General features: G+C 60.2%; 22 protein-coding genes and 1 pseudogene. 9 read left to right on the top strand and 14 right to left on the bottom strand.

Going from position 1 to position 23138, the window contains the following annotated elements; all coding sequences use genetic code 11:
• The first annotated feature begins 300 nt into the window (after window positions 1-300).
• From IB252_RS20600 to rimJ, 4 genes are read left to right on the top strand one after another with little or no spacing between them, the layout of a single operon-like run.
• A complete protein-coding gene (locus IB252_RS20600; protein WP_111450482.1) occupies window positions 301-621 on the top strand; it encodes a hypothetical protein in 321 nt (106 codons plus the stop codon).
• Entirely contained in the window at window positions 618-2078 is a 1461-nt protein-coding gene (locus IB252_RS20595; protein ID WP_192410102.1) for an ATPase domain-containing protein, read from the top strand. Before IB252_RS20600 ends, IB252_RS20595 begins: the two co-directional genes overlap by 4 nt.
• A gap of 9 nt (window positions 2079-2087) precedes the next feature.
• A complete protein-coding gene (locus IB252_RS20590) occupies window positions 2088-3110 on the top strand; it encodes a sensor histidine kinase (protein WP_192410101.1) in 1023 nt (340 codons plus the stop codon).
• A gap of 57 nt (window positions 3111-3167) precedes the next feature.
• Window positions 3168-3734: a ribosomal protein S5-alanine N-acetyltransferase gene (rimJ, locus tag IB252_RS20585; protein WP_192410100.1), complete on the top strand. Its 567-nt coding sequence runs from the start codon at window positions 3168-3170 to the stop codon at window positions 3732-3734.
• A gap of 12 nt (window positions 3735-3746) precedes the next feature.
• Here rimJ and IB252_RS20580 read toward each other — a convergent pair whose 3' ends face one another.
• From IB252_RS20580 to IB252_RS20570, 3 genes are all read right to left on the bottom strand, one after another.
• Entirely contained in the window at window positions 3747-4799 is a 1053-nt protein-coding gene (locus tag IB252_RS20580) for a metallophosphoesterase (protein WP_225607530.1), read from the bottom strand.
• 244 nt (window positions 4800-5043) lie between these two features.
• Window positions 5044-5877 carry a phosphatase PAP2 family protein gene (locus IB252_RS20575; protein WP_192410099.1) on the bottom strand — a complete coding sequence of 278 codons (834 nt, stop codon included), beginning with the start codon at window positions 5875-5877 and terminating at the stop codon, window positions 5044-5046.
• A gap of 26 nt (window positions 5878-5903) precedes the next feature.
• On the bottom strand, window positions 5904-6575 hold the full coding sequence (locus IB252_RS20570; RefSeq protein ID WP_192410098.1) for a histidine phosphatase family protein: 672 nt from the start codon (window positions 6573-6575) through the stop codon (window positions 5904-5906).
• Between the two features lie 259 nt (window positions 6576-6834).
• On the opposite strand from IB252_RS20570, the pseudogene IB252_RS30635 reads away from it, so the two are divergent.
• Window positions 6835-7896: pseudogene (locus IB252_RS30635) on the top strand (methyl-accepting chemotaxis protein); the annotation flags it as partial.
• Window positions 7891-8754 carry a methyl-accepting chemotaxis protein gene (locus IB252_RS30630; RefSeq protein ID WP_412548179.1) on the top strand — a complete coding sequence of 288 codons (864 nt, stop codon included), beginning with the start codon at window positions 7891-7893 and terminating at the stop codon, window positions 8752-8754. The pseudogene IB252_RS30635 and the gene IB252_RS30630, both read left to right, overlap by 6 nt.
• A 124-nt stretch (window positions 8755-8878) precedes the next feature.
• On the opposite strand, the gene IB252_RS20560 is transcribed toward IB252_RS30630, so the two are convergent.
• The 8 genes from IB252_RS20560 to IB252_RS20525 all read right to left on the bottom strand — a co-directional run bounded on the left by IB252_RS20560 (window position 8879) and on the right by IB252_RS20525 (window position 17661).
• Window positions 8879-9247 carry a glyoxalase superfamily protein gene (locus IB252_RS20560; RefSeq protein WP_192410096.1) on the bottom strand — a complete coding sequence of 123 codons (369 nt, stop codon included), beginning with the start codon at window positions 9245-9247 and terminating at the stop codon, window positions 8879-8881.
• Between the two features lie 120 nt (window positions 9248-9367).
• Window positions 9368-10825 (bottom strand): N-acyl-D-amino-acid deacylase family protein, encoded by a 1458-nt coding sequence (locus tag IB252_RS20555; RefSeq protein ID WP_192410095.1) that lies wholly within the window; start codon window positions 10823-10825, stop codon window positions 9368-9370.
• A 1-nt stretch (window position 10826) separates the two neighbouring features.
• Window positions 10827-11687 (bottom strand): MurR/RpiR family transcriptional regulator, encoded by an 861-nt coding sequence (locus tag IB252_RS20550; RefSeq protein ID WP_192410094.1) that lies wholly within the window; start codon window positions 11685-11687, stop codon window positions 10827-10829.
• A gap of 15 nt (window positions 11688-11702) precedes the next feature.
• On the bottom strand, window positions 11703-13052 hold the full coding sequence (locus tag IB252_RS20545; protein WP_192410093.1) for a GntP family permease: 1350 nt from the start codon (window positions 13050-13052) through the stop codon (window positions 11703-11705).
• A gap of 295 nt (window positions 13053-13347) precedes the next feature.
• Window positions 13348-14793, bottom strand: coding sequence for a SulP family inorganic anion transporter (locus tag IB252_RS20540; RefSeq protein WP_192410092.1), 1446 nt, complete (start codon window positions 14791-14793; stop codon window positions 13348-13350).
• 221 nt (window positions 14794-15014) lie between these two features.
• A complete protein-coding gene (locus tag IB252_RS20535) occupies window positions 15015-15908 on the bottom strand; it encodes an NAD-dependent epimerase/dehydratase family protein (protein WP_192410091.1) in 894 nt (297 codons plus the stop codon).
• A 103-nt stretch (window positions 15909-16011) separates the two neighbouring features.
• On the bottom strand, window positions 16012-16923 hold the full coding sequence (locus IB252_RS20530) for a LysR family transcriptional regulator (protein WP_074873581.1): 912 nt from the start codon (window positions 16921-16923) through the stop codon (window positions 16012-16014).
• 147 nt (window positions 16924-17070) lie between these two features.
• Window positions 17071-17661: an NAD(P)H-dependent oxidoreductase gene (locus IB252_RS20525; protein ID WP_192410090.1), complete on the bottom strand. Its 591-nt coding sequence runs from the start codon at window positions 17659-17661 to the stop codon at window positions 17071-17073.
• A 160-nt stretch (window positions 17662-17821) separates the two neighbouring features.
• Here IB252_RS20525 and IB252_RS20520 point away from each other — a divergent pair, with 160 nt between their 5' ends.
• Window positions 17822-18136: a putative quinol monooxygenase gene (locus IB252_RS20520; protein ID WP_008149093.1), complete on the top strand. Its 315-nt coding sequence runs from the start codon at window positions 17822-17824 to the stop codon at window positions 18134-18136.
• Here IB252_RS20520 and IB252_RS20515 read toward each other — a convergent pair.
• Window positions 18126-18890, bottom strand: a complete 765-nt coding sequence (locus tag IB252_RS20515; RefSeq protein WP_192410089.1) for a sulfite exporter TauE/SafE family protein — start codon at window positions 18888-18890, stop codon at window positions 18126-18128. The two genes, IB252_RS20520 and IB252_RS20515, sit on opposite strands and share 11 nt — an antisense overlap.
• Window positions 18891-19092: 202 nt before the next feature.
• On the opposite strand from IB252_RS20515, the gene IB252_RS20510 reads away from it, so the two are divergent.
• Both IB252_RS20510 and IB252_RS20505 read left to right on the top strand, forming a co-directional pair.
• Window positions 19093-19977 carry a LysR substrate-binding domain-containing protein gene (locus tag IB252_RS20510; protein WP_192410088.1) on the top strand — a complete coding sequence of 295 codons (885 nt, stop codon included), beginning with the start codon at window positions 19093-19095 and terminating at the stop codon, window positions 19975-19977.
• 143 nt (window positions 19978-20120) lie between these two features.
• A complete protein-coding gene (locus tag IB252_RS20505; protein WP_007946320.1) occupies window positions 20121-20465 on the top strand; it encodes a cupin domain-containing protein in 345 nt (114 codons plus the stop codon).
• A 170-nt stretch (window positions 20466-20635) separates the two neighbouring features.
• Here IB252_RS20505 and mmsB read toward each other — a convergent pair whose 3' ends face one another.
• Window positions 20636-21523 (bottom strand): 3-hydroxyisobutyrate dehydrogenase, encoded by an 888-nt coding sequence (gene mmsB, locus IB252_RS20500; RefSeq protein ID WP_074873572.1) that lies wholly within the window; start codon window positions 21521-21523, stop codon window positions 20636-20638.
• Between the two features lie 10 nt (window positions 21524-21533).
• A complete protein-coding gene (locus tag IB252_RS20495; RefSeq protein ID WP_192410087.1) occupies window positions 21534-23060 on the bottom strand; it encodes a CoA-acylating methylmalonate-semialdehyde dehydrogenase in 1527 nt (508 codons plus the stop codon).
• Window positions 23061-23138 lie beyond the last annotated feature (78 nt).

The raw sequence follows: 23138 nt of genomic DNA, 5'->3' as shown, positions 1-23138 counted from the left end.
TTAAACGATCCAAAAGCGGATCCCATTTCGCCAAAAAAGCCAATGTTTCCTTGCTTGTGCAGCGAACCGGGGACTTTATAGCGCCATGCACTAGAAAGAGTCAGGTTTTCGGGCCCTGACGCAAACCACTCCCGACACCGCCATAGGGTGTACCATCAAACACTGTCCATCAGATATCAGTTAGCCATGTCCACGCTAAGCGATGAGAGCCGCCAGATCGTAGCTTCTCTGGCGCACCGCGTTGGCCCCAACGCTGACATTGCAACAGTCGCGCAAGCGATCGCATCAATATTGCAGGATATGGACGCAGCCCTCACGCCCATCATCGGCCAACAAGGGGTTGCCGCGCTGTATCGCCGCAGCCTTCATCTGTGCGCCTCCAACCATCCGCGTCTGGCCGGCACCTATGACAGTGTGCAGGCCTCCCTGGATCTGACCGCCCTCAAGTCCGTACTCGTTGAGCAAAGCGAAGCCGATGCGCTGTTTTTCGGTGAAGTGTTGCTGACTACGCTTTACGAACTGCTGACCACGCTGATCGGGCCCTCGCTCACCGCACGTTTGCTTCGTGGCGTGTGGGAACCTTCTTTGAGCGACACCCCTTCGCAGGAAAATTCGCCATGAGCACCAAAGTGACTATCAACCGACTGGCCACCGGCGTGCCAGGACTGGACGAGGTGCTGGGCGGAGGATTGCCGGAGTTTTCGTTCAACCTGATCGCAGGCCCGCCTGGCTGCGGCAAAACCACCCTGGCGCATCAGATGATGTTCGCCCTGGCGACGCCCGAGCGCCCCGCACTGTTTTTTACGGTGCTCGGCGAGCCGCCGCTGAAGATGCTGCGTTACCAGCAGCAATTCGACTTTTTCGACAGCGAAGCGATCAATCAGTCGATCCGCTACATCAACCTGGCTGACGACACCCTGGCCGGGAATCTGGACGAAGTGCTGCGGCGCATCGTCAGCGAGGTGGAGGCTCACTCCCCGTCACTGGTGTTCGTCGACTCATTCCGTTCGGTGGTGCTGGCCAGCCAGACCCAGGACAACCCGAATAACAACCTGCCGCAGTTCGTTCAGCAGCTGGGCATGTTGATGACCACCTGGCAGGCGACGACCTTCCTGATTGGCGAATACTTCACCGAAACCGACACCAACCCGATTTTCACCGTGGCCGATGGCCTGATCTGGCTGCGCCAGAGCGTTCAGCGCAACTCCATGGTGCGAAAGATGGAAATCATGAAGATGCGCGGCCAGCCGACGCTGCCAGGGCTGCACACCTTCCGTATCGCGACGTCGGGGATCAAGGTCTTTGCGCCTGCGGCCCTCAACCCCGTTGAAGCACCGCTGGAGTTCCCCATCAAGCGCTTGAAAATGGGCGTGCCACAGCTCGACGAGATGCTTGGCGGCGGCCTGCCCCGTGGTTATTCCTTGCTGGTGGCCGGGCCGTCGGGCTCGGGCAAGAGCATTCTGGCGGCTACCTTCCTGGCCGAAGGCGCGCGCAATGGCGAAACCGGTGTGATCGCGGTGTTCGAACAACGGCCCAACCACTCGCAAAACGCCACCCTTGCGGGCCTGATCCAGAGCGGACAGGTCGGTCTCGTGGACAGCCGCGCCCCGGACCTGTCCATCGACGAAATCGTGCAATTGCTGCTCAGCGAGATCAGCCGGTTGAAAGCCACCCGTGTGGTGATCGATTCGTTGTCGGGCTTCGAACTGGCGCTGGCGCCGACCTTCCGCGAAGACTTTCGCGAGTCACTGTCGCGCATGGTCACGGCGTTAACGAGTGCCGGGGTCAGCGTGTTGATGACCTCAGAGCTGGAAGACCGCTACACCGACCTGCGTTTCAGTCCTTACGGCACGGCATTTCTCACCGACGCCATCATCGTTCAGCGCTACATTGAAGTTCAGAGCCGATTGCTGCGCATCATGGCTGTGGTCAAAGTACGGGCCAGCGCTCACTCCGATGAGTTGCGCCTGTATCGCATCGACGATAACGGCTTGCAGATCGGCGAGATGTTGCCAGACCAGGAAGGCTTACTCGGTGGCCGGCCAACCCGGCAGCGTTTGGGCAAAGACGACGGATGAGCAAAAACCATGAGTGAGGCCAATGGCAAGAACGAGCAAGCGATGGCCACTGCCGCTCGCGAACTGTTCCTGCTCGGCCAGAAGACTGTTGAGGCTCGGGCGGTGCTGGCGGCGCTGCAAAAAGAGCTGAGCGATGCCAACACCCGGCTGGTCGGCAGCCAACAGGTCGAGCAACTGATCGAGGCTAATCAGCAATTGGTGCTGGCGATTTTGCTGGCGCAGTCCGATGCAGAAAAACCAAAACGCACGCAGGAAGAACAACGATTGTTTCTGGAGATGCGTGAAGCCAACGCGCAATTGGTGATCGCGGCCCTGAGTGCGCAAGACCTGCAAGCCTCGGCCGAACACACCCTGGAACAACAACGCAACATCCTCACCTTGGTGGCCCACGAACTGCGCAACCCGCTGACGCCCATCAGCATGATCGCCGGGCGTCTGGTGCGCGTGCCCAGTGAGGAACTGCCGCGCATGCAGGCACTTATCGAAAGCCAGGTGCAGCACATGTCGAGGCTGGTGGACGATTTGCTCGACGTCTCCCGCGCCAGCACCGGCAAGTTGCGCCTCGATTGCCGGATCGTGGATATGGTGAAGATCATCCACGAGGCCATCGACGTGTGCAGCCCGGTGATGACGGCTCACCATTTGCACTTCACCGCCGAACTGCCCGAGTGCGCGCTGACGGTGAACGGCGACCCTGTGCGCCTCACGCAGATTCTCGGCAACCTGCTGGGCAACGCAGCCAAATACACGCCATCGGGCGGTAATGTCACGCTTTCGGTCATGGCCAAGGACGACGTGCTGCAGATGAGCATTTGCGATGACGGCATCGGTATTTCCGCTCAGGCGCTGCCGTTTATCTTCGACCCGTTTGTGCAGGATGTTCACGCGGTCGGCTTCAATGGCGCGGGCCTGGGCATTGGCTTGACAGTCGTTCGCGAGCTGGTCGAAGCCCATGGCGGCACGGTGATCGGCATGAGCGACGGTGACGGCAAGGGCAGTATCTTTATCGTGACGTTGCCGCTGGCGGTTTGAGTTTTTCCGCAGGCCACGCAATGCTTGCGCGACGATCCCTGTGAACCGGAGCGCCCTATGCCGCTGTTGTCCCTACCTTGTAAACGCTTGACGCTGGCAGTGCTCGACCCTGAACAGGCGGCGCTGGAAAGCGACTTCTACCGGCGCAACCTGAGGCATCTCGCCCGGTGGTCGCCGATTCGCCCCGTCGATTACCACAGCCCGGAACGCATCCGCCCGCGCCTTGAGGTGCAAGCCAGCGCTTTCCAGGCAGGCCTGGCGGTGCATTTCGCGTTGCTGGATCCGGACAACGGCCAGATGATCGGCGCCTGCAACTTCAGCGGCATCACTCGCGGGGCGTTTCAGGCCTGCTATCTCGGTTACCACATCGACGAATCTCATCAGGGCCAAGGCTTGATGCAGGAAGCACTGGAAGCGGGAATCGGCTACATGTTCGATGAGCAGAAGCTGCACCGGATCATGGCCAATTACATCCCTGGCAATGAACGCAGTGCGCGGCTGCTGGAGCGCCTGGGATTTGAACGTGAGGGCTATGCCAAGGCCTACCTGAGTATCGCCGGGCGCTGGCAGGATCATGTGTTGACGGCGTTGATCAACCCGGCGCCGAGTACCGAGTACCGCTAAGCGCTCATCGTGTTATTGCACGACCACCTTTTGCGCAACGTCGGGCAACAGACAGCCTTTGGCCATCCACTGACAATCCCGGTCCCAACGATAACCGGTTTCCAGGTTGCCTCGATCGTCATAGTAGGCCAGCCGCAATTGGCCGGGACTCAAATCAAGTTTGGCAAAACCGGCGTGCGCGGTGGCAAACGAGCTGTCCTGCCCTCCGGCGCCAAGGGCGTAGAGTTTCTGGCCCCCAGCCCCGGAAACCACCCAAGCTGGCTCGGCGGCGCGAAGCAGCAGTTGCTGATTGTGGTCGTGCCCGGCCAGGAACACGTCGACCTTGTTGCGTTCCAGTGCGGGCAACAACAGGTTGACCAGTTCACCGTCCTCACCATGCTGGCCATGATTGCGGACCGGGTGATGGGCCGCCGCGATGCGCCATACCGGTGCCGGTCCTGGTTGCTGGAAGGCCTGGTCAAGCATGTCGATCTGGCGCTGAAAGGATTCCCGTGGCGCCGAGGTGTCGAGGAACACCATTCGCACCAACGGGCGCCCATCGACGCTGCCGAAATCCTTGACGTAGAAATTGCTCGACATCTGCCAGCGACCCGAGCCCTTGCGCTGCCGGCCATATTCGAGCTCGACCTTTTGCGACTTGGGGTAATCGTGATTGCCCAGTACGGCGTAAAACGGCACATGACTCAGCCACTGGCCCCAATAGACGCGCTCGAATTTCATTTGCCAGCCAAGGTCGTGGGTACTGGTCAGCGGTTTGCCATAGAAGTTGTCGCCCAACAACACGACCATGTCCAGCCGCCCGTCTCTGTCCGCGACTCTCTCCATGGCCTGCCCCACCCGCCACTGTTGCAGATCACCACTGCCCTGGTCGCCCAAGGCAATCATCGACACGGCAGAAGGATCCAGGCCACTCAACGGAACAAATGGCGCCGGCGGTATAAACATCCAGTACCCGACCATCGCGGCGCCAATCAGTAGGATGACCGCGACGATGCTTAACTTGCGAACAGCTTTTCCGGGCACAAAACGTTTTGCAGCCGGCGATGGAATTAGGGGGCGTTTCAATCAAGGGCTCACTTGGCATGGCCAGCCAGGCGTTAAGGGATAGCAAGGGTTGCTATTAATAGATCACACCAGTTGTTCACACTTTGTTAAGAATTCACCCCGTATACCTTTTTTAGCCCGTTGTTTTTTCGTAAGAGCGAGCCTGCTGAAAAGGCAATCTCCCGAACACCGCCCCACAAGACGGATAACAAAAACCCGCCACCCTCTTCAGGACTGGCGGGTTTTATTGTTCAAGTCTTTTGAATCAGCTAACCGTTTGCGTCTGTGCAACGCTTTTAGGTCGCTCATGCGCTTGCAGCACCGGTAGCTCCAGCCGGGCTCGCCCATAGAACGCCAACGCTGTCAGCAAACACGCCAGCCATACGAAGATCCCGGCCCAAAAGGTGTGGGACATGTAGTGCCAGCCCTGCACAACCCGCGTCGTGCCGTAGACAAAACCGAGCAGCAGCGAGCCGTACATGATCGCTTTGGAATAGCGCCAGCGGTAGCGGCGCGCCACAAAGTACAGCGCCAGCATGGTGAAACCGCCCGAGGCATGTCCGCCCGGCCAGCAGCGCCCCTTGCCGGCGACTTTCAGCAGATCGAAATTCTGATACCACTCCTTATGCTCGATTTTCCCCGCGTACTGGGTCGTTTCGACCGGGCAGTACACGCTGGTGTGGCCCTTGAGGTAGTGGATCACCCCAGTGCTGATGGAGAACGCGAGCACCACATAGAGGAAGTCCCGGCGGTGCTTGGTGGCGAACCGAAGCACCGGCGCGACTTTGATTTTTTCCAGGAATGCGATGATTTTCGAATGCTTTTCGGCCTTCAGACGCGGCCAGAGAAACGACAGCAAAGCGCCGATGATCGCTATTTCACCGGTCCAGTTCGGGATGATCCGCGCCCATTTATGGGTGATCTTTTCGAACAGTTGGATATGATCCAGCGGAAACGTCTGCGTGATCGGATCATAAAAAAGATCATTGAAAGCGATGTCGATTTTGGTCAGGTCGAACATCAGGAAAACCACGACCGCACAGGCCAGCGGAATGCCAAAGTTCACCCAATAAAAGCGGTAACGGGAAGAAGTCAACATCGTGTGTCCTGATCCAGAAAGTGAATTCATTCGGCAGTCATCGAGCGCCAGTCCGAGGCTTCGATGAAACCGAGCATGCGGGGTGCCAGAGGCGTTTCGGCCGAGATAAACAAAGAAGCGCCATAGCCAAGCGTAGACGCCGGCAACTTGAGGTCTTTCTCAAGTTGCGACATGCATTCGCTGTGGGTCACCAGAATCAGGTTTCGCCCGGCCACCTTGTGCGCCAGAGCATCACGCAGCATGGTGCCCTTGCAATTGATCAACCATTCTTCACCAACCCCGACCTTGTTGAACATGTAACCCGCGGTCTGCGCTGTACGCAACATGGGGCTGTTGTAAATGTCGGCCTTGTTCAGCCCCAGTTGTTCGAACTGCGCACCCACACCCACCGCGACGCTGCGAGAGCGAGCGGTAATGCCATCGTTACCGCTCAGGCAGGCGGCGCTGGAATGATCGCAGCGTTCAACGTGACGCACCAGCACGATTACGTTGCCCTTGGCCCAATCGGCCGCCAACACCCGGGCGCCGGTCACATTGCCATGGGCCAGGTCCGGTACAGCGGCCGGCTGCAACAGCCACACCGTCAGCGGAATCACCAGCAGCGCCGAGGCGAGCACGACAGCCGCATTGCGATAGCGGGCAAAACGGCTCAGATCAATCGAGCGTTTTACCCCGAACAGATTCAGTCTCAATTCCACATCAAACCGCCTCGCCGGCACGCATCACGTTCATTCGGTGCGGCGAGAGTAAAGAGGCTGGCGTCGGCAGTCGGTGAAACGCATGTGAAAAAAAGCTTAAGACCTGCAAAAGCCTTGTTACACATCGGTCCCGCAAAAACCATTCAGCTCTCGTAATTGCTGCCGATACAGTCCTGCTACACACCTTGCTGGCTACCAAAAACAACAATCTTCCAGCCAACCGACGATCTAGAAGCACAACGTTCCTGGAGGACTTTTGATGAATAGCTGGTTCGGCAATATCAGCGTGAACATGAAGCTGGGCCTGGGGTTCGGCCTGGTCCTGGCCCTGACCTGCGTCCTCGCCCTGACCGGCTGGACAAGCCTGGGCGGACTGATTGACCGCAGCAACTGGATGAGCGACATCACCCAGCTCAATGCCGGCCTGACCAAGCTGCGTGTAGTACGCCTGCAATACATGCTGACCAACGGCGATGAAACTGCCGCACAGAATGTCCAGACCACGCTCGAGGCGTTCTCCGCTCAGCAACAAGCGCTGCTGGTGAAATTCAAGAGCCCGGAAAACCTCAAGCTGCTCAAAGAGCAAGGCGCCGTCATCGACGCCTACAAGACGTCCCTGAACAAAATGCGCAGCGCGTACCGCACCGGGAACAGCGCGCGCGACACCATGGGCGCCAATGCCGAGACCGCGAACACGCTGATCAACGCCATCAACACCCGCGTGCAGCAAATGCCTCTGAGCGACCAGCGCTTCGAACAATTCCAGGCCATCACGGCGGCCAAGGAAGCCTTCTTGCTGGCCCGCTACGAAGTGCGCGGCTACACCGCGACCACCAACGCCGAGACCGAGCAAAAAGCCGTCGGCCAACTGGACGTAGCGATCGCCAGCCTGAAACCCCTCAATGTGCATTTCGCCGACACTCAGCAAGACGCCTTGCGTCAGCTGGAAACCGCACTGACCAACTACCGCAGCGCCTTGCAGGCTTATAAAGCGGCGAACAGCGATGCGGTGCAGGCGCGCAAGGAAATGACCGACCAGGGCGCCGCCATCGTGACCCTGAGCGATCAGCTGTATCAGATCCAGCTCGACCGCCGTGACATCGAAAGCGCACAGGCTCGCACCCTGCAGCTGATCAGCACTTTGCTGGCGTTGCTGGTGGGCATCATTGCTGCCGTGATCATCACCCGTCAGATTACCGGCCCGCTGCGCGACACGTTGGCCGTGGTTGAACGCATCGCCAGCGGCGACCTGTCCCAGGACGTCAAAGTGACTCGCCGCGACGAACTCGGCGTGTTGCAACAAGGCATCGCTCGCATGGGCGTAACCCTGCGCGACTTGATCAGCGGCATCCGCGACGGCGTCACCCAGATCGCCAGCGCTGCCGAAGAGCTGTCCGCCGTGACCGAGCAAACCAGCGCCGGGGTCAATAGCCAGAAGATCGAAACCGATCAAGTTGCCACCGCCATGCACGAGATGACGGCCACCGTGCAGGAAGTCGCGCGCAACGCCGAACAAGCCTCCCAGGCGGCCGCCGCTGCTGACGGCGAAGCCCGCGAAGGCGATAAGGTGGTGAACGAAGCCATCGCCCAGATCGAACGCTTGGCCACCGAAGTGGCGCGCTCCACCGAAGCCATGAGCGTGCTGCAACAGGAAAGCGACAAGATCGGCAGCGTCATGGACGTGATCAAGGCCGTGGCCGAACAGACCAACCTGCTGGCGCTCAACGCCGCCATCGAAGCGGCCCGTGCCGGTGAAGCCGGTCGAGGCTTTGCCGTGGTTGCCGACGAAGTCCGTGGCCTGGCTCAGCGCACGCAGAAATCCACCGAAGAAATCGAAGGCCTGGTGGCCGGTCTGCAGAACGGCACGCAACAAGTGTCGGCGGTGATGAACAACAGCCGCGCCCTGACCGACAGCAGCGTCGCGCTGACTCGCAAGGCTGGCGTGTCATTGGAAAACATCACCCGCACGGTGTCCAACATCCAGTCGATGAACCAGCAGATCGCTGCCGCCTCCGAGCAGCAAAGCGCCGTGGCCGAAGAGATCAGCCGCAGCATCATCAACGTGCGCGACGTGTCCGAACAGACCGCCGCCGCCAGCGACGAAACGGCAGCGTCCAGTGTTGAACTGGCGCGGTTGGGCAGTCAGTTGCAGCAGATGGTCAGCCACTTCCGGGTGTAATCACACCTGATCGTTCCCACGCTCCCGCGTGGGAATGCCTCAATGGACGCTCTGCGTCCGCTCTTGGGACGCGGAGCGTCCCGGGCTGCATTCCCACGCAGAGCGTGGGAACGATCAATCCGCCTTACACACAAATCGCATTGGTAAATACCAACCGATTGCCGAACGGATCACTGATCGTCATGTCCTGGCTGCCCCACGGCATCGCCTGGATCTGTGGGTATGCGAATTTATATTCCTTGGCCAGCAATTGTTGCTGAAAGGCCTCCAGCTCATCGGTCTCGATCCGCAACGCCGAGCCCGGTGTGCTGTCGCCATGGTGTTCGGATAGATGCAGCACACACTCACCACGGGAGACTTGCAGGTACAACGGAAAGTCGGGCTCGAAACGATGCTGCCAGTCGATCTTGAATCCCAGGAAGTCGACGTAGAACTCCACGGCCTTGATTTCATCGAAAATCCGCAGGATCGGGGTGGTTTTACCGAAGCTCATGGAGTTGCTCCCAGACTGATAAGGCCCAGAGTGTAGCCGGGCGAGATGTCAGCGCTTCGGCTTGGTAATGGCTTTCTTTAGTCTCAATGTGCCATCACTGTGACGCAGCGCTCGGAATGGTTACCGGAATCCCTCACGCAAGTCCCCTTGCCGTGCCAGAAACCGCCCTTCCCTTCTGCCGTTTGCCTGGCCTTCGCTGTAGCTCAAGACACCGTTGACCCAAACCCCATCGATACCTTCCGCCGCCCGTTGCGGATCATTGAAATCCGCCACATCGCGAATCGTCACAGGATTGAACAACACCAGATCCGCCCAATGTCCTTCACGGATTTCGCCACGTTCCTTCAAGCCAAATCGCGCTGCCGACAACCCGGTCATTTTGTGCACGGCGGTGTGCAGCGCAAACAGCCCCACGTCGCGACTGAAATGTCCGAGTACACGTGGGAATGCGCCCCACAAGCGTGGATGCGGAAACGGGTCTTCCGGCAATCCGTCAGAGCCGACCATCGACAGCGGATGCGCGAGGATTCTTCGTACGTCCGCCTCGTCCATTCCGTAATACACCGCGCCGGCCGGTTGCAGGCGTCGAGCGGCATCCAGTATCGGCACGCCCCACTCGGCGGCGATGTCCATCAGGTCACGGCCACCCACTTCAGGGTGCGGCGTTGACCAGGTGATGGTGATGCGATGAGCGTCGGTGACTTGCTTGAGGTCCAGCGTCGATGAACTCGCCGCGTAGGGATAACAGTCACAGCCTACCGGGTGGGTTTTCGCCGCCTGTTCAAGGGCCGCCAACAGTTGGGGACTGCGCCCCCAGTTACCGGCGCCGGCACATTTGAGGTGGGAAATGATCACCGGTGTTTTGGCATGACGGCCGATCTGGAACGCCTCATCCATGGCCTCCAGCACCGGCTCGAATTCGCTGCGCAAATGGGTGGTGTAGACCGCGCCGAAGGCGGTCAGCTCTTCAGTCAGTTGCATGACTTCATCGGTGGAAGCCGAGAACGCGTTGGCATAAGCAAGCCCCGTGGACAGGCCCAACGCACCGGCCTCAAGACTGTCGCGCAGTTGCTCGCGCATTGCGCTGATTTCGTCCGGCGTGGCGGTGCGAAACAGATCGTCGAGGTGGTTGCTGCGCAGCGCCGTATGGCCGACCAGTGCGGCCACGTTCAGCGTGGTGTGCGCCGCTTCGACGGCTGCGCGGTAGTCGCTGAACCTGGGATAAACAAACGCCGCGGCGGTGCCGAGCAGGTTCATCGGGTCGGGCGGATTGCCGCGCAAACTCACCGGCGAAGCGCTGATCCCGCAGTTGCCGACAATCACCGTGGTCACGCCCTGGCTGAGCTTGGGCAGCATCTGCGGCTGGCGGATCACCACGGTGTCGTCGTGGGTGTGCACGTCGATGAAACCTGGCGCCAACACGCGGCCGGCGGCGTCGATTTCTTCGGTGGCGCGGGCATCGTGCAAGTCGCCGATACGCTCGATGCGGCCGTTCAGAATCGCCACGTCGGCGGGATAACCGGGCGCGTTGCTGCCGTCGATGATCAGGGCGTTGCGGATCAGCGTGTCGTACATCATGTCAGTCTCCCAGCGGCAAATGATCGTCGCCGCCGCGGTAATCGTCGAGGGCGAGTTTGATCCGCCGCAGACGCTCTTGATTGTCTTCAGGATTGGCCAGCGCCAGCTCGGTGGCGAGCACGTCGATGGCCAGCAACATGCCGTAGCGCGCTGCCGTGGGTTTATAGATGAACGAGGTTTCGACACCTTGTAGCGGCAGCAGCACATCAGCCAATTGCGCCAGCGCCGAGTCGGCCCGGGTGATGGCGAGTATTCGTGCGCCGTAGCTGCGCGCCAGCTCGACGGCCTCGAGCAATTCGGGGGTGATGCCGGTCAGCGAGCAGGCAATGACGACGCGTTCGGCATCGAGGCTGGCGGCGGTGACGCGCATCATCACCGGGTCGTGGCACACCGCAATCGGGTAGCCGAATCGCACCAGCCGCACTTGCAATTCATCACTGCACAAGGTCGAGCAACCGCCCATGCCGAAGGCGTGAATCATCCGCGCCTTGCCCAGCAATTTCACCGCGTCGGCGAAACGTGATTCGTCGAAGGCCGACAGATGCTGGCGCAGGGTCGATTCGATATCGCCAACAATTTGCCCATAGAACGCCGACTGCTCGGGCGTGCCCGCCGGGTCCAAAAAGCGACTGCCGACGCCGCTGGCCTGGGCCAGTTGCAGGCGCAGATCGCGCAAGTCGCGGCAGCCGACGGTGCGAGCGAAACGCGAGAGCGTGGCGGTGCTGACTTCCGCTCGCAGCGCCAGTTCATCGAGACTGGCGGCGGAGGCAAATCCTACGTCGTCGAGCATCAGCCGAGCGATGCGTCCTTCGCCCGCGCTGAAGGAATCCTGACGGGCGCGGATCTGGTAGAGGATGTCCATGGCGGGCGACTCCGGCTAAAGCAGGCAAGAAAGGCCAACGGTCAGACCGAAGGCGACGACCGAGATAATGGTCTCGAGCACCGTCCAGGTCTTGAAGGTCTGGGCGACGGTCATGTTGAAGTATTCCTTGATCAACCAGAAACCGCCGTCATTGACGTGGGAAAAGATAACCGACCCCGCGCCCGTCGCCAGCACCAACAGCTCTGGATGGGGATAACCCAGACCAATGGCCACCGGCGCGACGATTCCCGACGCGGTGGTCATGGCCACCGTGGCAGAACCGGTGGCGATGCGCATCAATGCAGCGAACAGCCAGCCCATCAACAGCGGCGACAGGTGGAATACCTGGGCAAGGCTGACGATCTGGTCAGTGACACCAGCGTCCACCAGAATCCGGTTCAAGCCACCGCCCGCGCCCACCAACAAAGTGATGCTGGCGGTCGGAGCCAGGCATTCGTTGGTGAATTTGAGGATCGATTCGCGGTTGAAGCCCTGGGCCAGACCGAGGGTCCAGAAGCTCAGCAAGGTCGCCAGCAGCAAGGCGATCACCGAATTGCCGATGAACAACAGAAACTGATTAAAACCGCTGCCCGGCGTGGAAATCAGATTGGCCCAGCCGCCGATCAGCATCAGCACCACCGGCAGCAGAATGGTCGCCATGGTGATGCCGAAACCTGGCAGGCTGTCGCGCGGTTCACGCTCAAGGAACTGACGCTCCAGCGGGTTATCTTCCGGCAGTTGAATGCGCGGAACGATGAACTTGGCGTAGAGGGGACCGGCGATGATCGCGGTCGGTATCCCGATCAGGATCGCGTAGAGCAAGGTCTGCCCCACCGAGGCCTGATAAGCCTGCACTGCCAGCATCGCCGCCGGGTGTGGCGGCACCAGCGCGTGGACCACCGAGAGCCCGGCGACCATCGGCAAACCGACCATCAGAATCGACACGCCCACGCGCCGCGCCACCGTAAATGCGATCGGCACCAGCAATACAAAACCGACTTCGAAGAACAGCGGCAGTCCGACAAGGAAAGCGATGCAGACCATCGCCCAGTGCGCATTTTTCTCACCGAAGCGGTCGATCAACGTTCGCGCCATCTGCTCGGCACCGCCGGACTCGGCCATCATTTTGCCAAGCATCGTGCCCAGCGCGACCACCAGTGCGATATGGCCCAGCGTCTTGCCGACACCCGCCTCATACGCCCCCACCACGCCCGACGGCGGCATCCCGGCCAGCAGCGCCAGGCCGATGGACACCAAGGTGATGACAATGAACGGATTGAGTCGGTAACGGGCGATCAGAACGATCAGCGCGATGATGGCGATGGCGGCGTAAACCAGCAGCCAATAGCCGAAGGACGGTGTCATGCGGTACTCCTCGAAAGGGTCACGTCGAATGGGTTGTGAAACTCATAAAACATTTCGAGGTGTGACTTTCAAACGAGGTGAAAGTAATTTTCGTGGAGGGATAAGGGTTGTCGCGCAGAGGTATGAGCGGTCGTAGGTTATGAAAATCGAGGGGAGTTATTTACATGATCGTTCCCACGCTCTGCGTGGGAATGCAGCCAGGGACGCTCTGCGTCCCAAGAGCGGACGCAGAGCGTCCGGTAAGGCATTCCCACGCAGAGCGTGGGAACGATCAGCCGCCTGCCGGAGTTGGGCGTTAGTCGTGATTCACGCGGGCGCGTTTGAGCAGTTTCTTGCAGCGTTCAGACAAGTGCAGCACGCGCAGGTGCTTGCCGGCCTTGGCATAGCGCTCTCGCAGCGCATTCAGCGCGGCGATGGCCGAGTAGTCGACGAAGCTCAGATGGCGACAGTCCAGGACCACTTGAACCGGGTCATTGGTGTGATCGAACTGCCGGAGGAAGGCCGTGGTAGAGGCAAAGAACAAGGTGCCATGTACGCGGTAAAGCTTGCTGCCATCGGTCTCCAGATGACTGTCGGCGTAAAGCTGCCGGGCCTGCTGCCAGGCAAAGTTCAGCGCTGCAATGATGATCCCGCAGAGGACCGCAGTGGCCAGATCGGTGAACACCGTAATGACCGTTACCGCGATGATCACCAACACGTCATTCACCGGCACTTTGTTCAACACCCGAAGCGAGGCCCAGGCGAAGGTCTGCTGCGACACCACGAACATCACCCCGACCAATGCGGCCAGCGGGATGCGCTCGATCAGCGGCGAAAGGAAGAGGATGAACAGCAAAATCATCACCCCGGCCACCACACCGGATAGCCGACCGCGACCGCCGGAACTGAGGTTGATCACCGTCTGCCCGATCATGGCGCAACCGCCCATGCCGCCAAACACACCGGAAACCATGTTGGCCGCGCCCAGCGCCACACACTCGCGATCCGGGTAGCCACGGCTCTCGGTGATCTCGTCGGTGAGGTTCAGGGTCAGCAAGGTTTCCAGCAGACCGACCAATGCCATCAATATTGCGTAAGGGGCGATAATGCGCAGGGTTTCCAGGCTCCAAGGGATGTCTGGCAGCGCAAAGGTCGGCAAGCCGCCGGCAATGTGCGCCATGTCACCCAAGGTGCGGGTTGGCAGACCGAGCAGATAAACCGCCAGCCCGACACCCAGAATCGCCACCAGCGCCGGCGGTACGGCGCGCGTCAGGCGCGGCAGCACGTAGACGATGGCCATCGTCACGGCAACCAGCCCCGCCATCAGGTACAGCGGCGTGCCGCTGAGCCAGACGTCACCGCTCTTGAAGTGTTCCAGCTGCGCCAGGGCAATGATGATCGCCAGGCCGTTGACGAAGCCGAGCATCACCGGGTGCGGCACCATGCGCACCAACTTGCCAAGCCTCAGCAGCCCGAACGCCAGCATGATCAACCCACCCAGCAACACGGTAGCCAGCAAATACTGCACACCGTGCTGCACCACCAGCGCGACGATCACCACGGCCATTGATCCGGCAGCACCGGACACCATGCCCGGTCGCCCGCCGAAGAGCGCGGTCAAGGTGCAAATGATGAAAGCGCCGTAAAGCCCCATCAATGGATTGAGGTGGGCAACCAGCGCGAAGGCGATGCATTCGGGTAGAAGAGCGAAAGACGTGGTGAGCCCGGCCAGGACATCGGCGCGCAGATGTTTGGGTTTCATGTCTGATCTAAATACAGGCGGGAAAAGAGGGGGCGGATGTTACGGAATTGAAGGCGGCCCGGCCAGTTGTTGGGCTGCTGAAAACGCAATCGCGAGCAGGCTCGCTCCCACAGTGGATCTCCGTCGTACACAAAATCTGTGTCGAGTGGAGATCAAATGTGGGAGCGAGCCGGCTCCGGGCGGCGTTCCGACGATGAACGATGACTCGGTTTAAAGCGAACTCAAACCATCTCGTCACGAATCCATTCAATCACCGATGCCCGCTTCGGCACCCAGCCCAGCAACTCCCGCGCCTTTTTACCGCGAACCCGGCTGTTGGAGCCCAGGCCATAGTTGGCCATTTCATAACCCCACTCGGCTTCGGCCTCTTTCAGCGGCCAGTCTTGTGGCTCACCCAGACCCAGCGCTTGGGCAATCGCAGTGGTCATGTCGATGAACGATGCTTCACCGCTTTCGACGAAGTAGAAGGTGCCCGGTACGTTTTTGGTCAGCGCCAGCAGGTACAGGGAAACCACGTCTTCGATGTGCACGTTGGACCAGATGTTCTGGCCGGTACCGACATGCCGGACCACGCCACTTTTACGCGCCTGCTTCACCAAACGCGGCAACTGCACGCTGTCGCGATTCACGCCCAGGCTGTGGCCGTAGATCAGGGTGTTGCAGATGACTGCCGAGTTCACCCCGTCCTTTGCTGCGGCCAGGATCAGGTTGTCGATGGCCACGCGCGCAGCCTTGTCGACGGTCGGTGCCGGCAGGTTGTCTTCGTAATAGATAACATCGCTGGATTTGCCGCCCGACGCATCGCCGACAATGCTCGAGCCGCTGGTGTGCAGGAACACTTTGTTGGAACCGCGAAGTGCATCGAGCAACGCTTCCACCGCGCCGCGATGGTCGCTGCTGGCGGCGTTGATCACGGCATCGGCAGCGCGAGCCTGTTCGGCCAGTAGGGCGCTGTCGTCAAGCGTGCCGAGCACCGGGGTGATACCCAGAGCGCTCAGTTCATTGGCTTGTTCGGCGTTGCGCACCAGGCCGGTGACCTTGTGGCCGGCGCGGACCAGCCCCGTGGCGATGGAGCCGCCGATAAAACCTGCAGCGCCGGTTACGAATACGTTCATGGAGAAACTCCCTGCGTTAATAAGTGATGCAGCCAGTATTGAGGACCGATGCCTGTGGAAACAGACAGCGTTGCCCAATTCACTCTTGCGCAGGGGTCACGAATCAGCCCTTGAAATCCGCGTTCGCATAAGCCGCCAATTTGCCTTGGATGAAGTCCAGGAAGCATTGAATCCGTAGGGCAAGTTGCGAGTTGCGGTAGTACACGGCATTGATCGGCTGACGATAGCCGCTGTTGAAATCCGCCAGCAGCACCTGCAAACGTCCGGCGCGGATGTCATCAATCGTCATGAAGTGCGACAGGCAGGCAATGCCTTGGCCTTCCAGCGCCAAGTGCCTGATCGTCTCGCCGCTGGAGGCGCTGATCGACGCCTGAATCGGCCAACGATCACCGTGAACGTAACGCAGCGGCCATTGGTTGAGGCCTTCGTTGTGGGTAAAGCCCAGCAGCGTGTGTCCGGACAAATCCGCCACTTCAGCCGGTACTCCATGTTTTTCAAGATACGCCGGGCTGGCGACGATGTGCAGCGGACTGCAACCCAGGGATCGAGCGTGCAAGGTCGAGTCGGCGAGCGTGCCAATACGGATGGCGATGTCGGTGCTTTGCTCGAGCAAATCGATGATCAAATCGTTGCTGTTGAGTTCCAGCTGGATGTCCGGATAGAGCCGGCGGAACTCGTCGATGTACGGCACGATGGCGTGCAGCATGAACGGCGATGCGGCATTGATCCGCAGACGCCCGGACGGGGTTTGCTGACGTGAGGTCAGGCGCTCTTCCAGCTCGTCCATCTGATCGAGAATCAGCTTGGCGTGCTCGAAGAAATACTTGCCCTCTTCGGTCAGGTCCATGCGCCGCGTGGTGCGGTTGATTAGCGTGGTATCGAGTTTCGCCTCCAGCCGCGACAGCGTACGGCTGACCGCTGAAGGTGTTTGCCCGACCTGTTCGGCCGCAGCGGAAATCGACCCGCATTCAATCACGCAGACGAAAATCTGCAACTCATCGGATCTGGCTTTCACGGATGTTCCTTATCGATAATTTCGCACAGCGCATAAATCGCTTTTTGTAGGAGCACGGCTTGCCGGCGATGGCGTCCTCAAGAGCGCCATCGCCGGCAAGCCGTGCTCCTACAGGTTCGGGCTCCAAGTATCGATAGTAGCCGAGCCTCATGCCTTAAGGCCGAACACCTCGGTCAAATGCTGCTCATAGCGCGCCACGTCAGCCTCGACATTCGGGCGTTTCATCACATCGACAGCCAGGAACGTCGGCAAACCGGTCATGCCGAGGAAGGCGTTGGCCTTGTGGAACGGGAAGTACACTGCGTCCACGCCCTTGGCTTCGAAGAAATCGGTCGGGTCGTCGAAGGCTTGCTGCGGCGCGTTCCAGGTCAGGGACAACATGTATTGCTTGCCCTGCAACAGACCACCGCTGCCGTACTTTTGCGACGAGTCGGAACGGGTGCGGCCATCACTGGCGTAGAGGCTGCCATGGCCTTCGGTGAAGACTTCATCGATGTACTTCTTGACGGTCCAGGGCGCGCCCATCCACCAGCCGGGCATCTGATAAATGATCACGTCGGCCCAGAGGAATTTGGCGACTTCTTCGGCGACGTCGTAACCCTCGTCGATGAAGGTGGCTTTCACGTCGACGCCGCCGCGATCCAGCACGCTCAGCGCGGCTTCATGCAGGGTGGCGTTGTAGCGGCCATCGGAGTGGGCAAATTTTTTGCCGCCATTGAGCAACAGGACTTTTTTCATGGGAAGTCTCGGAAGGTTGGAATTCGATGGCGGCAGAGTAGCGATCTGCCTCGCGCGGAATAAGCGCTGAATTCACAAAATTCATTTGACCAATACGCACGAATCGAGAGGCGATTGTTGCCATAGACTTGCGCCGATTCTGAACTTGAGGAGATTTCTGATGAGTGAAATGCAAGGCTTCATTCTGCACGCCAAGACCCGCCCTGAAAAATCCGACGCCTTCGAAGCGTTTTTCAGTGGTTATGTAGAAGCGAGCCGCGCCGAACCCGGTTGTATCGAATACCACATGTTGCGCGACAAACAGGACCCGACGCTGTTTATCTTCTACGAGATCTGGCAGTCCCAGGCTCACTTGGACGTGCATTCGAACCTGCCGCACATGAAGCAATTCCTCGAGCAGCGCGATGAGTACCTGGAACGGGATTTCGATATCCGCGCCATCGACATGCTCAGCCCGTCGTCCGCTACCCGCTGATCAGCAGGTGGCCGCCGAGCACGCCCAGGCCGATGAAGAACACACGCTTGAATAGCACGGCGCTGATCCGCTGGCGCAGCCATTGCCCCAGCAACATGCCGAGCACCGCCGGGATCAGCGCCAGCAACGACGCACTTAACTCGCCACCGCCCAGTGCGCCGCGCCATAACAGGCCGGCGGCCAGGGCCAGGGTCGAGACGGTGAACGACAAACCCAGCGCCTGCACCAGTTCATCCTTGCTCAAGCTCAAGGCTTGCAGATAAGGCACCGCCGGAATCACGAAGACGCCGGTGGCCGAAGTGATGACGCCCGTCAACAGGCCGCCAAGCGGACCGAGCCAGCGCTCGGTGTGACGGCCGACACGCAAGGTCGGCAGGAACAATCCGCTCAACGCATAGAGCAACAGCGCCGCGCCCAATCCCCGCACGACCCAATGACCGCCGGCCATGCCGATCCACAACGTGCCGGCTCCGGTGCCGATGAAGATCGCCAGCAGCATCGGCCACAACCGTTTGATCAACCCCCGCAGATGCCCACCGAATGCCAGTTGCCAGACATTGGTGAGCGTCGCGGGGATGATCAGCAGCGCGGCAGCCTGCGACGGCGCCATAGCCAGACCGAGCAAACCCATCGCGATGGTCGGCAGACCGAGGCCGATCACACCCTTGATCATCCCGGCCAGCAGAAAGGTCGCGATGACCATCAATGAAAGGGCCAAACCGAGGTTTTGATAGAACGCAGCGAGAGTATTCATGGCGCTATCGTGAGCCCGGATTGGCTGCTTGAAAATCTGCCATATACTGAGGCAGCCTCTTGCTCAGCAAGAGACATGATCGTTCCCACGCTCTGCGTGGGAATGCAGCCCGTGACGCTCCGCGTCACATGCCGAAGCGGACGCAGAGCGTCCAGTGAGGCATTCCCACGCAGGAGCGTGGGAACGATCTTTGGGACACACCATGCACTTCGACCTGACCGACCTGCGTCTTTACTTGAACATCCTCGACAGCGGCAACATCACCGCCGGCGCGGCTCGCAGTCATCTGTCCCTGGCAGCAGCGAGTGCGCGCATCCGCGCCATGGAGGCTTCGTTGGGAATCGAGTTTCTGCAGCGAGGTCGCCGCGGTGTCAGCCCGACCCCGGCCGGCAAGGCCCTGGCGCAACACGCCCGCGTTCTCCTGCAACAAGCCGAACGCATGCAGCAGGATCTGGCGGAATACGCTAATGGCGTCAAAGGCCAGGTGCGGTTGTTGTGCAACACCACGGCAATCACCGAATACCTGCCGGAGTTGCTCGCTGATTTTCTGCGGGGCCACCCCAACCTCGACATCGATCTGCAAGAACTGCCCAGTGCACGCATTACCCACGCCTTGCGCCAAGGGGCGGCAGACCTGGGCATCGTCTCTGACGCCGTGGACACCGATGACCTGCAGACCCGCCCTTTTCGCGACGATCCGCTGGTGCTGATAATGCCCCGCGATCATCCCTTGGCACCCGAAGATGTCGTGAGCTTCAACGACACCTTGCACCACGACTATGTCGGCCTGAACGCCAACGGCGCGTTGGCGGTGTACCTGGAAGAACAGGCGCTGCACACCGGGTCACGCATGCAAATCCGCATCCGCGCCGACGGTTTCGATGGCGTGATGCGCATGGTCGCTCGGGGGGCCGGGCTGGCGATCGTGCCCCTCGCGGCAGTCGAGCGCTGGCGCGGCGAACAATCCTTCAACCGCCTCGCCCTGCAAGAACCTTGGGCCATGCGCAAACTCCTGCTCTGTGCGCGGGACTTTGAGACGCTGCCAGGTTATGCGAAGGCCTTGCTGCACGCCTTGACTCTCCCCTGAGGGGCAGACTTTACCCCTGGGCTTTCATCTTTGAGGGCAATGCGCGTTTCTGGACAGCTCAATGTCGAGCACAGACAACTGACCGGTGGACGGGCGCTATAGGGTGCGACTTCAGTTCTCTAGTCCACTGCCCCGGAGTCCACATGACCGCACCTATTACCGTTCTTCGCGATACCCACCCACTGCCGGTGCTCGACGCCTGCAAATGGGAAAAACTCGAAGGCGACCCGCACACCGTCAACCTCAACGCCTATACCAGCGAAGACGGCAGCAAGATCATGGGCACCTGGATCTGCACGCCGGGCAAATGGTATGTGGAATACGTGAAGTGGGAATACTGCGATTTCCGCGAGGGGTACTGCATCATCACCCCAGAAGGAAAAGAGCCGATCCATCTGCGCGCCGGTGATATTTTCGTCATCGAGCCGGGCATGAAAGGCACGTGGGAAGTGGTTGAAACCGTGCGCAAGTATTTCGTGTTTGCCTGATGCAAAAAAACCGGGAGATCACCCGACGTGATTTCCCGGTAAATAGCTATGGGGACATGCTGCCCCTGTGGGAGCCAGCCTGCTGGCGATGAGGCCAGCACATTCAACATCGACGATAACTGATCTACCGCTATCGCGAGCAGGCTCACTCCCACAGTTTTCCAACCCGATTATTGCGGCTTGCGATAACTGTTGATGATCGCCGAGAAGTCCTTGCCACCTTCCCCACGCTGGCTCATCGCCTGATACAACTGCTGGGCCACTGCGCCGAGCATCACCGGTTGGTGCGCCTGACGTGCCGCTTCCGTGGCCAGCCCCAGATCCTTGAGCATCAGTTCCGCACCGAAACCGCCGGTATAACCGCGCGAGGCCGGCGCCGTTTCGACAATACCCGGCCACGGGTTGTACATCTCCGAACTCCAGCAACGACCGGTGGAACTGTTGATGATCCCGGCCAGCACCGTTGTGTCGATGCCAAGCGCATCACCGAGCGCCATCGCTTCGCTGACACCGACCATCGAGATCGCCAGCAGCAGGTTGTTGCAGATCTTGGCGATTTGCCCGGTGCCGACTTCGCCGCAATGGACGATGTTGCGGCCCATCTGCGCCAGCACGGGTTGCAGGGTGGCGAACAGCTCAGGGGTAGCGCCGACCATAAAGGTCAGGGTCCCGGCTGCTGCACCACCGGTACCGCCCGACACCGGCGCATCCGCCATGGCCACGCCTTGCTTGGCCGCCGCCGCCGCAACATCACGCGCCGTCTGCGGATCGATGGTGCTGCAATCGACTGCCGGCACGCCCTTGGCGATACCCGCCAGCACGCCGTCTTCACCCAGCCACACGCTGCGCACATGCACCGCGGCGGGCAGCATGGTGATCACCAGTTCTGCGCCTTGAGCCGCTTCACGCGCCGAAGCGCTGATGCTGCCGCCCAGTTGCTCAAGCTCCGCCAGGACGGTTTTGTTCAGGTCGACCAGGTTCAACGAATGGCCGGCCTTGATCAGGTTGCGCGCCATCGGCGCGCCCATGTTGCCGAGACCGATAAAAGCGATTTTCATGTTCGGCTCCTTAACGCAAGTTAATGGTGGTGTTCACACCGTCGTTGACGCTGTTGTCATCGAACCAGCGACTGGTGACAGTCTTGGTCTGAGTGTAGAACTGCACCACTTGCTTGCCATACGGACCGAGGTCGCCGAGTTTGGACCCGCGCGAACCGGTGAAGCTGAAGAACGGGACCGGCACCGGAATCGGGATGTTGATGCCGACCTGGCCGACGTCGATTTCAGTCTGGAACTTACGCGCCGCTGCACCGCTTTGGGTGAACAGGCCAGTGCCGTTGCCGAACGGGTTGGCGTTGACCAGTGCGATGGCCTCATCGAGGGTATCGACTTCCAGCACCACCAGCACTGGACCGAAGATTTCCTGGGTGTAGATCTGCATCTCTGGGGTTACGCCGGAGAACAGGGTCGGGCCGACAAAATTGCCCTTCTCGAAGCCTGGAACCGTGATATCGCGTCCGTCCAGTTCCAGCTTCGCGCCTTCCTTGATGCCGCTCTCGATCAGATCCAGAATTCGCGCCTTGGCCTTTTTGGAAATCACCGGGCCGACATCAGTGCCCGGCTCACTGCCGGCATTCACTTTGAGTTTCTGCGCCAGCGCCTTCAGGTCAGGCAGCCATTGCTTGGCCGCGCCCACCAGCACCACCACGGAGGTGGCCATGCAGCGTTGCCCGGCCGCACCGAAACCGGCACCGACCAGCGCATTGAGCGCTTGTTCGCGGTTGGCATCCGGCAGCACAACGGCGTGGTTCTTCGCGCCCATCATCGATTGCACGCGCTTGCCGTGTTTACCGGCCAGGTCGTAGACGTGAGTGCCGACGGCGGTCGAACCGACGAAGGAAACAGCCTTGATGTCCTTGTGGGTGCAGAGCGCATCCACCACGTCTTTACCGCCATGAACGACGTTGAGCACGCCCGCCGGAACACCGGCCTCGATCGCCAGTTCCACCAGCAGCATGGTCGACATCGGGTCCTGTTCGGACGGCTTGAGCACAAAGGTGTTGCCGCAGGCGATGGCCATCGGGAACATCCACAGCGGAATCATCGCCGGGAAGTTGAACGGCGTGATGCCAGCGCAAACGCCGATTGGTTGACGCAGGGTGTAGGTATCGACGCCGCCCGCAACGTTCTCGGCGAACTCGCCCATTTGCAGGCTGCCGATGGAGCAGGCGTGTTCGACCACTTCCAGGCCGCGGAAGATATCGCCTTCAGCGTCGGCGATGGTTTTGCCTTGCTCGTTGCTGAGCACCACGGCAATGCGCTTGGAGTGTTCGCGAATCAACGCCTGGAGCTTGAGCATGATGCGCATCCGCGCGCCGATCGGCGTCAGCTTCCAGGTCTGGAAGGCGCGATGGGCGGCACTGATCGCAGCGTCTACTTCCTGTGCGGTGGCGAACGGAACTTTTGCCAGCACTTGCTGGGTCGCCGGGTTGACGATGTCGTGCCACTCGGTGGTTTGGGACTCGACCCACTCGCCGTCGATCAACAGTTTTACCGTTTGGACAGTGGTTTCGTTTGGCGTGAGCGATACGTTCATGTTGGGTCTCCGGGAAGTTGTTCTTATTTAGAGAGCTATCTGTATAGCCAAGGCGAGACTGTCGCCTTGAGACGAGAC

Origin of the sequence: Pseudomonas sp. PDM10, assembly GCF_014852295.1 — a bacterium.
Taxonomy (GTDB): Bacteria; Pseudomonadota; Gammaproteobacteria; order Pseudomonadales; family Pseudomonadaceae; genus Aquipseudomonas.
Note: the sequence above shows the minus strand (reverse complement) of the source record. Positions and strands in the feature narration are given on the sequence as shown.

What these genes read in the sequence shown, in the direction of transcription:
- IB252_RS20600 (WP_111450482.1), top strand. Translation starts at nt 301, where the DNA reads ATGGACGCAGCCCTCACGCCCATCATCGGCCAACAAGGGGTTGCCGCG.
- IB252_RS20595 (WP_192410102.1), top strand. Translation starts at nt 618, where the DNA reads ATGAGCACCAAAGTGACTATCAACCGACTGGCCACCGGCGTGCCAGGA.
- IB252_RS20590 (WP_192410101.1), top strand. Translation starts at nt 2,088, where the DNA reads ATGAGTGAGGCCAATGGCAAGAACGAGCAAGCGATGGCCACTGCCGCT.
- rimJ (WP_192410100.1), top strand. Translation starts at nt 3,168, where the DNA reads ATGCCGCTGTTGTCCCTACCTTGTAAACGCTTGACGCTGGCAGTGCTC.
- IB252_RS20575 (WP_192410099.1), bottom strand. Translation starts at nt 5,877, where the DNA reads ATGTTGACTTCTTCCCGTTACCGCTTTTATTGGGTGAACTTTGGCATT.
- IB252_RS30630 (WP_412548179.1), top strand. Translation starts at nt 7,891, where the DNA reads ATGGGCGTAACCCTGCGCGACTTGATCAGCGGCATCCGCGACGGCGTC.
- IB252_RS20560 (WP_192410096.1), bottom strand. Translation starts at nt 9,247, where the DNA reads ATGAGCTTCGGTAAAACCACCCCGATCCTGCGGATTTTCGATGAAATC.
- IB252_RS20555 (WP_192410095.1), bottom strand. Translation starts at nt 10,825, where the DNA reads ATGATGTACGACACGCTGATCCGCAACGCCCTGATCATCGACGGCAGC.
- IB252_RS20550 (WP_192410094.1), bottom strand. Translation starts at nt 11,687, where the DNA reads ATGGACATCCTCTACCAGATCCGCGCCCGTCAGGATTCCTTCAGCGCG.
- IB252_RS20545 (WP_192410093.1), bottom strand. Translation starts at nt 13,052, where the DNA reads ATGACACCGTCCTTCGGCTATTGGCTGCTGGTTTACGCCGCCATCGCC.
- IB252_RS20540 (WP_192410092.1), bottom strand. Translation starts at nt 14,793, where the DNA reads ATGAAACCCAAACATCTGCGCGCCGATGTCCTGGCCGGGCTCACCACG.
- IB252_RS20535 (WP_192410091.1), bottom strand. Translation starts at nt 15,908, where the DNA reads ATGAACGTATTCGTAACCGGCGCTGCAGGTTTTATCGGCGGCTCCATC.
- IB252_RS20525 (WP_192410090.1), bottom strand. Translation starts at nt 17,661, where the DNA reads ATGAAAAAAGTCCTGTTGCTCAATGGCGGCAAAAAATTTGCCCACTCC.
- IB252_RS20520 (WP_008149093.1), top strand. Translation starts at nt 17,822, where the DNA reads ATGAGTGAAATGCAAGGCTTCATTCTGCACGCCAAGACCCGCCCTGAA.
- IB252_RS20515 (WP_192410089.1), bottom strand. Translation starts at nt 18,890, where the DNA reads ATGAATACTCTCGCTGCGTTCTATCAAAACCTCGGTTTGGCCCTTTCA.
- IB252_RS20510 (WP_192410088.1), top strand. Translation starts at nt 19,093, where the DNA reads ATGCACTTCGACCTGACCGACCTGCGTCTTTACTTGAACATCCTCGAC.
- IB252_RS20505 (WP_007946320.1), top strand. Translation starts at nt 20,121, where the DNA reads ATGACCGCACCTATTACCGTTCTTCGCGATACCCACCCACTGCCGGTG.
- mmsB (WP_074873572.1), bottom strand. Translation starts at nt 21,523, where the DNA reads ATGAAAATCGCTTTTATCGGTCTCGGCAACATGGGCGCGCCGATGGCG.
- IB252_RS20495 (WP_192410087.1), bottom strand. Translation starts at nt 23,060, where the DNA reads ATGAACGTATCGCTCACGCCAAACGAAACCACTGTCCAAACGGTAAAA.